Here is a 15,640-nt window from a genome sequence, read left to right on the forward strand (position 1 = left end):
CCGGTTCCAATGGCCCTGTGGCGGTCCCGATACGTTCTGCACGCACATCAGCGGGACGAGGTAAGGCCGCAACGTTGGAAGAGCGGCTGTCAGGTCAGCTTTCAACGATGCCGGTGCAGAACCGAACGCCTTATCGACAGCGGTGGACTGGGTAGGGTTGGGCTAGGCCAACGGGGTCGCAACAGCGGCATCTGCCTGAGCCGAAAGTCCAGCTAGGGCGATCATGCGCACACCCATTCCTATCAACCGGCCCGGCGAGATATGGAACTTCCAATCGAGGTGCATTTGGTCGCTCCCTTTCAATCTGCGTTGCTGTAGCCGGCTTATATGCCTTTGGCCTGTCCGATCGCCGGTCTTATCGCACTTCTCCACGCCACGGTTCTATTCCCTGGCGGTCAAGCTCGGCTCGGATCATTCGCGTTTTTTCAGGCGATGCAATTGCCCGCAACAGCATCAGCGTTTCGATCTGAGCGGCGTTCGGTATTACCAGCTCCGGCTGCACTTGGGCGCTTGCGCTATTACCGGTACCGGCGAACTGATCACGCAGCTCGTCCAGCGTCTCGCCCATGTCGATCATGGCCGCACGGATACTCGCCAGTTCTTCCTCGACCCGATCGATCTGATCAAGGCGGTCACGTATGAAGGCCGCGATACCGACCCCCCGTTGTTCGGCCTGGGCGGCATAAACAAGCGCCTGTCCCTCCCTCAACCGGACCTTGATGGAATCTGACAGCGCCATATTGCCTCCAACCACAGGGTGGACCCTATTATGCATGATAAACTACAATCTTTATAGGTGGTTGCACTGAGATAGGGTCCGCGTAGGGTCCAGCCTAAACGCAAACGTTGAATGAATTTCGTTATTTATCAATGACTCATCAGCACCGGAAGGTGCGTATGGTGTACGACCCGAAATCACGGTTTTAAGGGTTAGAAATGAAGCTCTGACAGGTCCGAAACGGGCCGGCCGAGCTTTAAGGGGGTCCAAACTACCCTGATGAGCGCAGCTCAGCAGGCAAGCTCGCCCAATGATGCAAATGTGATGCGTTTATAGCGCAGATATGATGCAATTATGATGCATTCTTGCGCAAGGAACGCCCTGCAGAAGGACTGGGGTGCAATTAGGGTGCGGATAGGGTGCAGGAAGGGTGCAGGAAGGGTGCAAATTAGGGGCACGGGACGCAAAAGGGATGCAGAAAGAACGCAAAAAGGATGCACCAGGAACGCCCCAAGGAGGCAGCAGGGACGCAAAACGGACGCCAAATGTCGATCTGGCTTACGGTACCCAGGGGTGATCGCTCTAGCTAGCTTCGAGACGCCGGCGTATCTCCTGCCTGTCTCCCATAATCAAAAGGGTATCGTTGATAAACCTCTCTATATTCTGGTTCAGGTCGTAAATGATTCCTCCGAACAGCAATCGCTGATGGCTCGAAAACCCGTCACGTATTTCCAGCATTAACGTTCTCGCTAATGACACAAACTGCTCAGCTTCCTCGGCCATCCATTCGGCATAAACATCCTTGGGACAGCTCATGCCGGTTGGCCTGTTCAAAGCGATCTCTGTCATGCGCAGACAAAGCAGATTTTCAAGCTCGCATGGAGCCGATCCAGGCTGTCGGTATTCACCCAGCCCGCCCAGCAATTCCCGCATTTTCTGTTTTAGATCGTCCACCGCGATGCCTCCTCGCTTGGAATAGAGGCATAACCCGGCTGAAAAGCCGGGTGTTAGGAACCCTGCACAAGCACAAGGCGCTGCCACCTTTGGGCAAGCCTTGGACATGCGTGACAGCCACCCGGCCAAGAAGCTCTCGACCGGACTTGTGATCATCGGGGTTCCTACGCCCCACGGCCGGGATTGACCGAACCGCAGGTCTATGGTCGCAGAAGGGGACGCTTCGGACAAGCAGCTGCAGCAGAGACGGGCGTTTTGACGATCATTCCCCATCGAGCCAGGACGATCCTGCCATGAGCGATCCCCTTCCGAGTTTCCGCACACTGGCCGAGCAAACCGCCTACGCTGCCGTCCTAGCTGACCTCGCCAGCCGCGATCGGGGAAACGAGGCGGTCATGATCTTCCGCGAACCGACCGACCCGGACGCGGCGGTGGTCGCCGATGCCATGATCCGCGCCGGCAACGTCAGCGATGAGCTGTACGCCCGCCTGCTTGCCGCTGCCGATCGCCTCTATGCTCCACCGCCGGTCACCCGTGCAGTCGCATTCGATGCGTTTGGTACGCTGGTCCATATCGGTCGCAAGCGGCATCCATTCGAGCGGCTGATCCGGCAGGCCCGTGACCGGGCGGAGGCTCTGCCCTCGCCGATGGTCCAGCCGATCGGGCTCGCCGACTATGCCGCTGCGCTGGAGTTGCCGCACCCGGACGACGAGCTGGCGATGCTGGACGAGGAACTGGCGACGATCGCGCGGTACCCCGACACGCTGGATGCGTTGCGGCGGATCCGGGAGCAGGGTGTGAGGATCGCCGTCGCTTCCAACTTGGCCCTGCCCTATGCGGCTCCACTGAAGGCCCTCCTGGGGGACCTGGTGGATATCTGGCACTTCTCCTTCGATGCAGGCGCGATCAAGCCTGAAAGGGCATTCTACGCTGGCCTGACGGCACGCCTGGGATGCGAGGCCAGTGAGCTGTTGCTGGTGGGCGACACTTGGAACAACGATATCGTTGGTGCCGTCGAGGTGGGATTGCGTGCGCGGTGGGTCGATCGCGGGGGCCGCGCCTCCCATGCCCGCCGGTTTATCAGCGTTCGCGAACTGGGTGACGCCTATCCCGATCGGCGGAGAGCCCCTCAAATGACGGAGCTGGAGCTTTTCCGCAGCGGCATCGATGCGAACCTTGATTACCTTCACACCCAGCGATGGGCGCTTGAGGCGGTACGATTACGGCAGACCCTTACGAATGCGCCGGATGCCAAAAAGACAGCTGCGACGCGAGCGCTGAACGATCATTACGATACTCGCGATCAGCCTGAAGCCAGCCGTGCTGCTCTGATGCGGGATGCGATTGCGACTATCGCTTCACGCAAGCAAAGATGACGGCCAAGCGCTGTTTTGTACCGATCTTCAGTTACAGCCAAACCCAACACGCTTGCCCTTGACCCACGTGAACATATGATGAAACATATGTAATAATTAGTGCGGGTTGGGCGCGAGTCTGGTTGGATGATGCGCCTGCCACCGCACGACTATGTGATCGTGTCATTCAGGGGGACCATTGATGAATACTTCCGACCTCGACAACAGCGTGCCTGTCGACAATGTAATCATCGGCTCCTGGGACCCGCAGGCGGAAAACGAGCATGGGACCGACGCCGGCTTCTACAGCACGGCCACACCGATGGGCGAGACGCGCGGCGCGTTCGATGGCGATATGGGGCCCGGTGCGCTCGACATGCTGTCGGACATTGACCACCCGACGATCGCGGACGATTCGCACGACGATGACAACCCGAAATACGCCAAGGCGAACGCCCCCAGCCCGACCGATGCCAATCCCGAAGGTAATAATATCGGCACGCTGCTGCCGCTCGGCACCAATTCCGACGGAAGCCACTTCTTCACGGGCAACCGCAACGTCGACGCGACGCTGATCGGCTCCAAATGGGGCACGCTGAACCTGACCTACAGCTTCCCCACCTCGGGCTCGAACTATAACGGCAGCGGCTACGACACCAACGGCGTCAGCCTCTATCACATCGACCTGGGTGCGCAGCAGCAGGCCGCGGCGCGCGCCTCGTTCGCGCAGCTCTCGGCCGCGACGGGGCTGACCTTCACCGAGATCACCGACACCGACACCGTCCACGCCAACATCCGCATCTCGCAGAGCGCCGACCAGGACGTGGCATCCGCCTACGGCAACTTCCCGTCCGACACGCGCGGTCTCTCGGGCGACATCTGGTTCGGGCGCACCAGCCAGCCTTATTACGATCTCGCCTTCAAGGGCACATGGGGGTACGCCACCATGATGCACGAGATCGGCCACACCATGGGGCTGAAGCACGGGCATCAGGACTATACCAACAGCGATCTGTCCTTCTATTTCGGCGGCGCGCCGCGCTACGGCACGCAGTCACTGACCCCGGATCGCGACGGCCAGGCCTGGTCGCTGATGACCTATACGCCAGCGCCGTTCACAAACAGCAACTTCGCTGGCGAAAAGATCAACCAGCCGCAGACCTACATGCAATATGATCTGGCCGCGCTCCAGTACATGTACGGCGCCAACTACACCACCAATGCTGGCGACAGCGTCTACACCTTCAGCCAGACGACCGGCGAGATGTTCATCAACGGCGTGGGCCAGGGCGCACCGTCGGGCAACAAGATCTTCCTCACCGTCTGGGACGGCGGCGGCAACGACACGATCGACGCCAGCAACTATTCGAACGGCGTCACCATCGACCTGCGGCCGGGTGAATTCTCCACGGTCGACCAGTCGCAGCTCGCCAATAGCCTGGCCTATCAGGGGCTAACGTCGCTGGCGCCGGGCAACATCGCGATGTCGCTGCTCTACAACAACGACGCGCGGTCGCTGATTGAGAACGCGAAGGGCGGCGAGGGCAATGACGTGTTCGTCGGCAACATCGCCAACAACATCCTCGACGGCGGCGCGGGCAGCGACACGGTGATCTTCACCGGCGTCACGGGCGTCAACGTCACGCTGAACGACACCGGCGCGGACGTCATCGTCAGCCATGACGGTGAAACCGACACGCTGCGCAGCATCGAAAACATCCAGGGCACGATCGGCAACGACGTCTTGATCGGCAACAGCCAGAACAACACGCTGAGCGGTGGTGCCAGCGGCGCGGACATGCTGTCGGGCGGTGGCGGCGACGACCGTCTGATCGGTGGCGGTTTCACGACCACCACGACCTATTCGGCACCGTCGCAGGCCGACATCACCAAGCCGCAGTCGACCAACAACGGCAGCATCGCCACGGCCGTGGCGACCGCCGGTGCCTATGATGTCGATGCCAATGCCGACATCACGAGCGCGACCAGCCTCCCGCACGCGACCATCAATGCCACCGCAGCAGGCGGCGCGCTGGAATATTACCGGATCGACGTGACGGTCGCGGGATCGCAGGCGATCTTCGACATCGACGGCCCCGGCACGCTCGACGACAGCTTCATCGAGCTGGTCAACGCCGCAGGGACCGTGCTGGCGAGCAACGACACCGGGTCTGGTGACGCGAGCTATCCCGGTCACGACGACGCCTATCTGACCTACACCTTCGCCGCAGCAGGTACCTATTACATCCGCGTCGGGCTTTGGAATGGTGCAGCCACTGCCCAGCCGCTGACCGCCGGGCAGACTTATCAGCTCAACGTCTCGCTGCAGAACGCGGCGGTGGTGACGACCACGGTCACCGCCACCAACACCAGCAGCCTCGTGGCGGACGGCGGCGAGGGCAACGACTTCCTGCAGGGCACCATCGCCAACGACATACTGAACGGCGGCGTGGGCAACGACACCGCGTCGTTCGCAACCGCGTTCAGCGGCGGCTCCACCACGGGTGTGACGGTCGACCTGAACGCACAGGGCAGCATGCAGAACACGGTGGCGGCAGGGTCGGACACGCTGTCCGGCATCGAGAACCTGATCGGGTCGCAATATAACGACACGCTGATCGGCGACGGCAACGCCAACGTCATCGAAGGCGGCCTTGGCAACGACACGCTGAGCGGCGGAGCGGGCGACGACACCGCCTCCTATGCGGGGTCCGCGGCCGGCGTGACGGTCAGCCTCGCGCTGCAGGGCGCAGCGCAGGACACCGGCAGCGCCGGGATGGACACGCTCACCGGGTTCCAGGACCTGCTGGGCTCCGCGTTCAATGACAGCCTGACGGGCGATGCCAGCGAGAACATCCTGACCGGTGGCGCGGGCGACGACACGCTCAATCCGGGCGCAAATGCGGGCGGCACCGTCGACGTGCTCGACGGTGGCACCGGGTCGGACACCGCGTCCTTCACTGGGTACACCGAGGCTGTTACGGCCAGCCTGAACGGTACGGCAGACGGGGCCGCCAGCATCGGCGGGGCAGCGATTGCATCGCTGCGTAGCATTGAGAACCTGACCGGCGGCGCAGGTAACGACATTCTGACCGGCGACGTCAACGCCAACGTCATCGAAGGCGGCCTCGGCGATGACGTCCTCGTCGGTGGGGCGGGCGTCGATACGCTGGCGTTCAGCGGGGCGACCGGGGTAACGGTCAACCTCGCCACGCTGACCGCCCAGAATACAGGCGTCGGCAACGACACCATCAGCGGCTTCGAGAATGTCCGCACCGGTTCGGGCAACGACACGATCACGGGCGATGCCATTAGCAACGTCTTCTTCGATGGCGGCGGCAACGACAGCTATGATGGTTCTGGCGGTTTCGACACGGTCGACTATTCCGCCTCGACCTCGAGCGTCTCGGTCAACCTCAACATCACCGCCGCGCAGATGATCGGCATCTCTGGCGGCAGCGACTCGCTGCGTGACATCGAAGTCGTCATCGGCGCGTCGACCTTCACTAACACCCTTATCGGCGGCAACACGTCGGCCAACCGCCTGGTTGGCGGCGCGGTCGCTGACTTCATGGTCGGCGGCGGTCTCTCGGACGTCCTGATCGGCGGTGCCGGCAACGACGTGCTGTTCGGCGACTATGTCAACACGTTCAACACCGGGGCGACCGCGGCCGACGGCAACGACGTGCTCGAAGGCGGTGCCGGCAACGACGTCCTCGTCGGCGGCATGGGCAACGACATCCTGCGCGGCGGCGATGGCGACGACACGCTGGTCGGCGGCATCGGCAATGGCAGCAGCGCCGGGCTGAGCGCCGTCTTTACCAACGATGGCGGCAACGACACGTTCGACGGTGGCGACGGCACCGATCTCGCTTATGCCTATTATACGGACCGTGCAGGCGGCGTCAGCTTCGACCTCGGCAACCTGGCCGGCAACAGCGCGATTACGATCGATGGCGTGGCGGCGGGGTCGTTCACCAGCGTCGAGCGCGTGATCTTCCGTGGTGGCATCGGCAACGACGTCGTGCGCGGCGGCGGCACGCTCGACACGCTGGTCGGCAATGCGGGCGACGATGTCCTCGATGGCTGGTACGGCAACGACACGCTATCGGGCGGGCTCGGCAACGATACGCTGATCGGCGGTGAAGGGCTGGATACCGCGACCTACGCGAACTCGATCTCGGGCGTGACCGTCGATCTCCGGATCCAGGGCGTAGCACAGGATACGGGTGGCGAAGGCATCGATACGCTGGTCGGGATCGAGTATCTGACCGGCTCGGGCTATGGCGACACGCTGCGCGGCAATGACGACTTCAACCTGATCACCGACAATGCGGTCGCCACCACCACGGGCACGCTGACGCAGACGGACTCGCTGTTCGGCTATGGCGGCAACGACAGCATCCTGGTGACCCGCGCCAACACGACCACCGCCGGCACCGTGAACGCGGCGACCAACATCGACATGGACGGCGGCGATGGCAACGACTTCATCGAACTGCGCGGCGGCACGCTGTCGACCGCGCTGGCGACGAACGTTGCCGGCCTGTCGGGGTCGACCTACCTCGCGCTGGGGGCGACCTCCAACGATCGCAACATCGATGTCGTTACCGTCGATGGCGGTGCGGGCAACGACCGTATCGTCCTGACCGGCGTCGCCGGTGCCACGATCAACGCCGGCTCCGGCGACGACATCGTGAGCATCAGCATGCGCGGTGCGACCACCGTCAACAATTATGTGCTGACGCTGGGCACCGGCGCCGACATCATCCAGCTCGGCGTGGGTGCCTCGGCGGGGGCGTCGACGGATGTGGCGACCACCGCCCGTAGCAACCGCGTCACCGACTTCGAACGCGGCAACACCGGTGACAAGTTTGAGCTGACCAGCTTCCTCAATCTGGGGCTGACCGGCTACACCGCCAACAGCAACGCGTTTGCCAGCGGCCATCTGCGCCTCGTTCAGTCGGGACGCGACCTGCTGATGCAGACCGATCGCGACGGCGCGGGCGTGACCAACGGCTTCGTGACGGTCTTCACGATCACCAACGGCTATACGGGTGGGTTCACGGCGTTCAACTTCGATGGCTTCATCAGCGCGCTGACGTTGACGGGCTTTGCCGAGGACGAAACGCTCACCGGTGCCACGGGTAACGACGTTCTCAGCGGCGCAGGCGGCAACGATGTGCTGATCGGCCTGGCTGGCAACGACACGCTGGACGGCGGGGATGGCAATGACGTGCTGCGCGGTGGTGCGGGCGACGACATCCTGATCGGCGGCGTCGGGAACGACACGGCCAGCTACAGCGATGCGACGGCCGGCGTGACGGTGAACCTCGGCCTGACCGCAGCACAGGCGACCGGAGCGGGCTCCGACACGCTTAGCGGCATCGAGAACCTGACCGGGTCCGCGTTTAACGACACGCTGACCGGCGATGCAGGCGCCAATATCCTCAATGGCGGCGATGGCGACGACACGCTGGCAGGCGGGGCCGGCATCAACACCGTCAATGGCGGTGCAGGTACCGACACCGCGGTGCTGCTGGGCAATTACAACGACTATAGCATCACGCAGCCGGGGGCGACGTCGGCCACCTTCCTGCGCACCGACGGGTCCGACGAGGTTGGCCTGTTCGACAATGTCGAGCGCTATCGCTTCGCCAACGGCGTCGTGCTGACGCTGGGCACGGGTGGTTCCGACTTCTTCGACCTGTCGGGGAAGACGGGTGCCGTGACGCTGTCGACGGGCGCGGGGAACGACGCGATCCTGGCAGGCGCGATGCTGACCGGCGCCGACCGGATCGATGCCGGCGAAGGCACCGACCAGGTTGGGCTCCAGGGCAACTATACCGGTGCCAACCGGCTCGTCCTGGAGGCGGGGACGCTCAACAACGTCGAGGTTCTCGCGACGCTGGCAGGCGGCAACTACGACATCGCCTGGAACGATGCCGGGGTCGGCGCGGGTCAGGTGTTCACGGTGTTCGGGGGCAATCTCGCCCAGGCCGACAGCCTGACCTTTAACGGTTCGGCGGAAACCGACGGTTCGTTCCTGATGTTCGGCGGTGCCGGCACGGACACGCTGACGGGCGGCGCTGGCAGCGATGCGTTCTTCTTCGGGCCCGAGCGGTTCGGGTCGGGTGACGTCGTGGTCGGTGGCGCGGGGATCGACCAGCTCGGGCTCGACGGCTTTGCCGGCAACCTGACGCTGAGCGGCACCAATGCCGATGTCGAGATCGTGGCGCTGCTGCGCGGCGCGAACGGCACGACCAACACCTATGGCACCATCTTCGTCGATGACAGCTGGGTGGCCGCGGGTGCCACCAAGACGATCACCGCGGTAACCAGCTTCCAGGACCAGATGGGCCCGGTCGCGGCCAACCTCGTCATCGACGGCAGCCAGGAAACCAACGGGATGCTGCGCCTTATCGCAGGATCCGGGAACGACACGCTGTTCGGCGGCACGGGCAATGACACGCTGTTCGGTGGCCTCGGTCGCGACCTGCTGTCGGGCGGGGCCGGCAACGATGCCTATCTGTTCAACTCCGCGGCGGACTCGAACGTCACGGTCGGCAGCAACGGTGCCGCAGTCCTGAACTACGATACGCTGTTCGGCTTCACGGGCGGGGAAGACACGATCCAGGTCAATGGTCAGAGCTATGACGTGTTCACCGCTGGTCAGAACGGTCGACTGGACGATGCCACGTTCAACGATGACCTCGCGGCAGCCTTTGGCAACATTGGCGGCAATGCGGCAGTGACGTTCACTGCAACCTCGGGTAATTATGCAGGCGAAACCTTCATGGTCCTTAACACCGACGGTGTTGCCGGGTATCAGGCTGGCACCGATCTTGTTCTGCATCTGGCAGCGGTCAGCGACCTGACGCCGCCTTCCGTTATTCTGCCGTAATCACTACAGTCGTAATCACTACAGGGGAGCTACACATGACCAAGACCAGCACGACGTCGACGACCCGCAAGCCTTGGGTCCGCCCCGCGGTCCAGAAGATCGCGGCAGGCGCCGCAGAAACCGGCACCCGCACGACCAGCGACGGAGCGTTCACCACGTCCTGATCGCCGCGCGACAAACAGGAATGGCCGGCGCGATACCCATCGCGTCGGCCATTTTTGTTTCGGCAGGGCACAACCATAGCCGGCTCGCACGGTGCAGACCCCGACGACACGAACGCTGGACGCAAGTGCTTCGCCAACGGTCATTTGAGACGTGCCCCTGGCATCGGCCTAATCGATCACGCAGTTCGACCCGCCGTTTTCGTGCCTGCCCTATGCGCGCGCACCATGTCCATGATCTCCGATTGAATCGTGCCGCGGTCATTGCAGACGATGGTGTCGCCATTTCCAAAACGGAACGGCGATGGAGACAGGCGGATAGGTGGGGCAGGGCCGCTGCCTCACAACCACAATCCTGAGTTTCACGCGTCCCGTATCGCTCGATTTTGCGCCAGTCAGATGTGCGAAACGAGTCCTGGTGCGCTTCAGAATACGCGCCCGCGGCGCGGTCATGCGGCAGTTTTCGCATTGGATATCGGGCCACTAACGCGCCTGCCAGCTAGTCGCGACGGCCAACATCGCCGCGCTGGCGAATGTCGGCAAGGGCGTGATCATCTTCAACGGGACGATCGGTGTCCGGATCGGCAACCTGACGGTGGTCGCACCGAAATCGACGGGGGTGCATGGCGACAAGGTCCAAGGCGCCTAGATGCGCAACGCGAAGAAATGGGTCGTCAAGAACGTCGAGGCCTAAAACTGCGGCTATGCTTTCTGGGCACACGAACGGTCCGAAGACGGCATCTTTCGCAATCTCGCCTCTTACAACGCTAACGTACATTTCGAGACGACGCAGGCTTACCGGATCCTGTTCGAAGACTTGGTGTCGAGTGACGGCGACGGGGACAACCCGCTCGGGTTCGAGGCGGTCTGGCACTGCCTGCTTGCCAGCCGCAACATCACCTTCCGTCGCGCGCGACATACGGGGTCAGGCTGCCCGTTCCTCATCATCGCCAACGATACGAACGGCGACACGCAAGGCGGCTTGATCGACGACATCCGTTATGACGACTGCCAAGCCATCAACACCGACGGCAAGCTCGGCATGCAGATCGACAACATCAACAATCTGCCAGTAGGGCGCGTTTCCCTGATCGATAGCGGTGTCGAATATGCCAGCGCGGCCAAGGCAGGCATCCCGGCGATCATCAGCCTTGGGAAGGTCTCGATACGAGGGGGGCGGTGGAAGAGCTTCAGCCAGGAGAACTTCATCATATACGGGCCTGCCTCGCTTGATGCGGTCGATGTCGAGGTGAACGTGGACGCTAACCCGGCCGCAACCGGTATCGTCTACAACAGCGAGGGACCGACCCGCATCGTTGGCGGCAAGATCACGATGACGACCGCATCGATGACCATTGGCGCTGGTGGGACGCTCTACGTGTCGCCGACCACAAAGACCGGCAACCTACGAACCGGTCGCGTTGGGCAGCGAGTGTTGTTCGTCTACCCGGCCGACATCGCCAAGGCATCCGGATACGATGGCATGCTTGCACGGTTCGGAACCACAGCCGGGCGGAGCTACCGGGTCATGCTCGCCGGCAAGCAACGCAAGGATGGCGCTGACGAGTTGCTTGCTTTCTACATCGATGCAGCATCCGGCCCAATCGCCTCAACGGGCTTCGGACGCGTCGAGATGCAGGATGCTGGTGGCACGTATCAACCAACATCCGACGCAAAGTCGCTGGCTGCATCAGCCCGCAACATCCGCGCATTCAATATGCACCTGACGTTCGTTGGCACTGGCAATCAAGTATCGGTTAACTTTGGCGGTGGTGAAGGTGGCGCGACGCTCCTCGCCGGGGGGCGCTTAACGATCGAAACGATTGAGTTAAAAGCCGCGGTTCGCTTTGTCCGTGCATGCTACACTAGCAACGGGGCTTAGCTCATTCTCAGTCTCTTATCTTGGAGAATATAATTGAAACCACTTTATTACAATCCGTCCGATCCGGCTGCGGACAACTCCGTAGCGATCAACGCCGCCCTAGCTGATCCCACATTCTCCGGCGTCGTCTTGCCAGCGCTTGATCTTGTGCTCGATCACGCGATCATCATCCCCTCGGGCAAATTCCTTGTCGGCGCCGGCATTGGTGCCACGCGGCTCATCCGCACGGACAACATCTCGTCAAGCGACTATTTCGACAAGGCGCTGATCCGTTCGGCACAGTCTGCGACCGGCATACGCGTCAGCGATCTCACCCTTGTTTCACCCAAGGTCGGCGATAAGGTCCAAGGCGTATGGATGTACGGCGCAAAGGATTTCTGCGTCGAGCGAGTGGCCACTTATAACTGCGGCTACGCTTTCTGGGCACACGAATATGCCGAGCGCGGAGTGTTTCGAGACATCCAGTCCTTTAACGCGAATGTCCATTTCGAGACGACACAGGCCTATGGCATCCTGTTCGAGAACACTGTTTCGGGAGACGGCGATGGCGACAATCCGCTTGGCGTCGAGGCGGTCTGGCACTGCCTGCTCGCCAGCCGCGACATCACCTTCCGGCACGGCCGCCACACGGGCGGGGGCATCGCGTTTCTGATCATCGCCAACGACACGAACAGCGATCCCAAGGGCGGCCTGATCGACAACATCCGTTTCGAGGACTGTCAGTCGGTCAACACGGACGGCAAGCTCGGCATGCAGATCGCAAACTTCAACAATCTGCCCGTCGGCCGCGTCGCGCTCGTCGACAGCGGTGTCGAGTACGCCGACCGCACCAAGGCAGGTGTACCGGCCATCATAAGCGTGGGTCAGGTCACGATGCGCGGCGGGCGCTGGAAGAGCTTTAGCCAGGAGAACTTCATCGTCTATGCAGCAGCGCGTCTCGATTCGATCGATGTTGACGTAATCGTAGACAGCAACCCTGCTGCGACAGGGAGCGTCTACAATCCCCAAGGTGGCCTTGTTCGTGTCTTTGGCGGCACCGTAACGATCACCAGCCTGATCGTGAACATTGGCGCAGGCGACACCCTTTACATTTCGCCTACCACGGTGATCGTGACCGCGAACGAGGTCTACGCGCCGATCGGCATTGGCCAGACTGTTGCCTATGTCTATAAAGCGCCTGTTCCCTTGGCATCGGGATACAATGTCGTCGGAACAGGCACGACACTGCCGCAGGCTCGCTTCACGACCGTGGCGGGTCGCGAATACCGCGTCACGATGGCTGGCAAGATGCGGAAGGATGGAGGGTCTGCCAAGCTCGCATTCTACATTCTGCCAGCTTCGGGTTCGATTTTTGCAAGCGGCTATGGCCCGATCCAGATGCAAAACGCTGCTGGCATCTACGTCACCACTTCTGACACCATTTTACTCGATGCAAACGCGGGTGACGTTCGCGAGTTCAATATGGACTTCACGTTCATCAGCACGGGCAGCCAGCTCTCCATTGGCTTCGGGGGCGGCGCCGGGGGTGCCACTATCCTCGCCGGTGCGCGGCTATCCGTCGAGCGCATTGCCTGACTGACCTCTAACCCCGCCGGTGTCAGTCCGACATCGGCGGGATATACCGCCACGGCGTTCTGCCGAGGCCTGTCGATTACGCGCCTCTTTACGGCGCCTGTCGCCTGGACCTTTCCCGGAGATTATCATGAACGATAGTAGCTTCGCGGCCTAGGCGGTCGCGGAAGGACCGCAGACGCTTGCGCCGCCCAGCTTCAACGGCACGGGCTGGCTTGTCGTCATAAACCTCGCCGTGATGACGATCGCGACCTTGATCGGCATCATGGTGATCGTGAAACTGGCCGGCGACTCGATCAAGCATCGCCGGCAGGACGTCTGGTTATCGCCTGCCAGCATCTACCGCCTGCTCGGTATCCTATTTGCGTTCGGTATCACGTTGCGGTGTAGCGCTGAAGCGGTCAGCCTATGGGGCTGGAATCCAAACGATCCGATTGCCACCGGCGTTTACCTAACGCCGAAGCGGATGATCGATCCGATCGCGGTTGCGTGCGGGATCACGGCATTGATGACATACGTCCTCTTGGAACCTGGCATGATCGAGCAGCAGCGTAAGGAGCCTTTCCCGCTCGATATGTAGCTCGCCTGGCCGATGGTCCGGCGAATGCTCTGGCTGGCGATTTTTACATTCATTGCCGCGATCGGCCTGGTCTTTACGCGATGATCGGCGGTCGGGGCATCTACAAAGGGGGCGCAACGATGGCGGCTATACTACCTGTCGCCGCAACCGCGATGGCAGCCAAAGGGGCTACGGTAGCGACGTCGGTACCCGTAATCTGGCATTTCTTAGGCTACCCGTTTGAAGCCGCCGGCATGTTCGCGGCATTGTTCGGGTGCTTCGCTGCGCGGTTCTGGATCGGTGCCGCGCAAGCTGTTCGTAAAGAGCACCGATGGAGCCGTGACATACCCGTCAGCGGCATGGCGCTAGCGGTGTCGGCCGCGATCGTCATCTCGCAGCGCCCCAAACCCTTGAGCGCACTCATGTACGGTGCCAGCCTCGGCATACTTGGCGAGGGCATCTTTAAGATCGTCGAGAGGTACTTGCAGAAAGCTGGTGCCGTATTCGGGGTCGATACCGACAAATCGGCAACATAGCGGCACGCTTTGCCAGGGGGGCGAAAGCGAGCCGACCGGTTTACGTTGGGGGCATCCCGGTGGCCGGTGAACGCCCTGCCCTGCAAAAGTTTCCGGTGTAACGGCCCGCCTCGAGCGCCGTGTGAAACGCGGGGCGGGCCGGCCCGAGCACGTGGGAGCGTTCCCTGGCACGCTTTAAACATTTCACCAGCCGAATAGGCTCATACATGAAGGAAGAAACATAACGGAATTAAAGCCGCCGCAGCCAATCTCGGCTGCGGCGAATACTAGCGCGCGTGCCAAGCTTTCGACTCCCGCAAAGACTACTCTCGCAGGCGTTATGGGGTCGGCTGCGCTGGCATCTATTAGATGGGCTTACCCAATGGGAAGGCAAGAAAAACGTCGGATATTTCGACATCGTCGGCATCCCGACGGCCTGCATGGGCGATACGAATAACGGAGTCGTCGGCAAGTTCTACAGCGACACCGAATGTCGGGCGCGCCTGGAGCAACAGGCGATCATACACATCAGCGAAGTAAAGCAGTGAACACCGTCGATCGGTGGCGGGCAACTCGTCGCAGCCGGGCTCTCGCTTACAACATCGGCGGGGCGGCGTATTGCAAGTCGACCGTCGACCGTATGTTCGATGCCGTCAATATCCGCGCCGGCTGCGATGCCTTCCACAATTTGAACAAGGCTAGGGTCAGGACCCATTGATATGAGAGGCGCGATCTGATTCAGGCTCTGTGAGGAGAGCGTGGATGAGCCACCTGTACTGGCTGACGGATGAGCAGATGGCGCGTCTGCAACCGTTCTTTCCTAAAAGCCATGGCAAGCCTCGGGTCGATGATCGGCGGGTGCTCCAGCGGCATCGTTTTCGTCAATCGCAACGGGCTACGCTGGTGTGATGTGCCGAAGGACTATGGGCCGCACAAGACGCTCTACAATCGCTGGAAGCGGTGGGGCGAGAGGGGTGTCTTCTTGCGCATGATGGAGGGGCTCGCGGCAGCGGAAGCCGT

The 15,640-nt window shown here is 61.8% G+C and carries 10 protein-coding genes and 1 pseudogene; 9 read left to right on the forward strand and 2 right to left on the reverse strand.

Annotated elements, in window-relative coordinates; all coding sequences use genetic code 11:
* Positions 1–355: 355 nt before the first annotated feature.
* Together ASE79_RS19525 and ASE79_RS19530 are read right to left on the reverse strand one after the other, a co-directional pair.
* On the reverse strand, positions 356–739 hold the full coding sequence (locus ASE79_RS19525) for a hypothetical protein (RefSeq protein WP_056420805.1): 384 nt from the start codon (positions 737–739) through the stop codon (positions 356–358).
* Positions 740–1,300: 561 nt separating this feature from the next.
* A complete protein-coding gene (locus ASE79_RS19530; protein ID WP_156359787.1) occupies positions 1,301–1,672 on the reverse strand; it encodes a hypothetical protein in 372 nt (123 codons plus the stop codon).
* Positions 1,673–1,965: 293 nt separating this feature from the next.
* Here ASE79_RS19530 and ASE79_RS19535 point away from each other — a divergent pair, with 293 nt between their 5' ends.
* The 9 genes and pseudogenes from ASE79_RS19535 to ASE79_RS19565 all read left to right on the forward strand — a co-directional run.
* Positions 1,966–3,048, forward strand: a complete 1,083-nt coding sequence (locus ASE79_RS19535) for an HAD family hydrolase (protein ID WP_056420813.1) — start codon at positions 1,966–1,968, stop codon at positions 3,046–3,048.
* Between the two features lie 181 nt (positions 3,049–3,229).
* The gene (locus tag ASE79_RS19540; RefSeq protein WP_056420816.1) at positions 3,230–9,931 is read left to right on the forward strand and encodes a M10 family metallopeptidase C-terminal domain-containing protein; all 6,702 of its coding nucleotides are present in this window, start codon (positions 3,230–3,232) and stop codon (positions 9,929–9,931) included.
* Positions 9,932–9,966: 35 nt separating this feature from the next.
* Complete coding sequence (locus ASE79_RS21925; protein ID WP_268796179.1) at positions 9,967–10,095, forward strand: hypothetical protein; 129 nt, start codon at positions 9,967–9,969, stop codon at positions 10,093–10,095.
* An 817-nt stretch (positions 10,096–10,912) separates the two neighbouring features.
* Positions 10,913–11,974 carry a hypothetical protein gene (locus ASE79_RS19545; RefSeq protein WP_156359788.1) on the forward strand — a complete coding sequence of 354 codons (1,062 nt, stop codon included), beginning with the start codon at positions 10,913–10,915 and terminating at the stop codon, positions 11,972–11,974.
* A 33-nt stretch (positions 11,975–12,007) separates the two neighbouring features.
* Complete coding sequence (locus ASE79_RS19550; RefSeq protein WP_156359789.1) at positions 12,008–13,549, forward strand: hypothetical protein; 1,542 nt, start codon at positions 12,008–12,010, stop codon at positions 13,547–13,549.
* Positions 13,550–13,784: 235 nt separating this feature from the next.
* Positions 13,785–14,126: a hypothetical protein gene (locus ASE79_RS19555; RefSeq protein ID WP_156359790.1), complete on the forward strand. Its 342-nt coding sequence runs from the start codon at positions 13,785–13,787 to the stop codon at positions 14,124–14,126.
* An 80-nt stretch (positions 14,127–14,206) separates the two neighbouring features.
* A complete protein-coding gene (locus ASE79_RS19560; protein ID WP_056420827.1) occupies positions 14,207–14,641 on the forward strand; it encodes a hypothetical protein in 435 nt (144 codons plus the stop codon).
* A gap of 275 nt (positions 14,642–14,916) precedes the next feature.
* The gene (locus ASE79_RS21175; protein ID WP_156359791.1) at positions 14,917–15,168 is read left to right on the forward strand and encodes a glycoside hydrolase family protein; all 252 of its coding nucleotides are present in this window, start codon (positions 14,917–14,919) and stop codon (positions 15,166–15,168) included.
* Positions 15,169–15,382: 214 nt separating this feature from the next.
* Positions 15,383–15,640: pseudogene (locus tag ASE79_RS19565) on the forward strand (transposase); the annotation flags it as partial.

Origin of the sequence: Sphingomonas sp. Leaf28, assembly GCF_001421685.1 — a bacterium.
GTDB lineage: Bacteria > Pseudomonadota > Alphaproteobacteria > Sphingomonadales > Sphingomonadaceae > Sphingomonas > Sphingomonas aurantiaca.

What these genes read in the sequence shown, in the direction of transcription:
- ASE79_RS19525 (WP_056420805.1), bottom strand. Translation starts at nt 739, where the DNA reads ATGGCGCTGTCAGATTCCATCAAGGTCCGGTTGAGGGAGGGACAGGCG.
- ASE79_RS19535 (WP_056420813.1), top strand. Translation starts at nt 1,966, where the DNA reads ATGAGCGATCCCCTTCCGAGTTTCCGCACACTGGCCGAGCAAACCGCC.
- ASE79_RS19540 (WP_056420816.1), top strand. Translation starts at nt 3,230, where the DNA reads ATGAATACTTCCGACCTCGACAACAGCGTGCCTGTCGACAATGTAATC.
- ASE79_RS21925 (WP_268796179.1), top strand. Translation starts at nt 9,967, where the DNA reads ATGACCAAGACCAGCACGACGTCGACGACCCGCAAGCCTTGGGTCCGC.
- ASE79_RS19555 (WP_156359790.1), top strand. Translation starts at nt 13,785, where the DNA reads ATGACGATCGCGACCTTGATCGGCATCATGGTGATCGTGAAACTGGCC.
- ASE79_RS19560 (WP_056420827.1), top strand. Translation starts at nt 14,207, where the DNA reads ATGATCGGCGGTCGGGGCATCTACAAAGGGGGCGCAACGATGGCGGCT.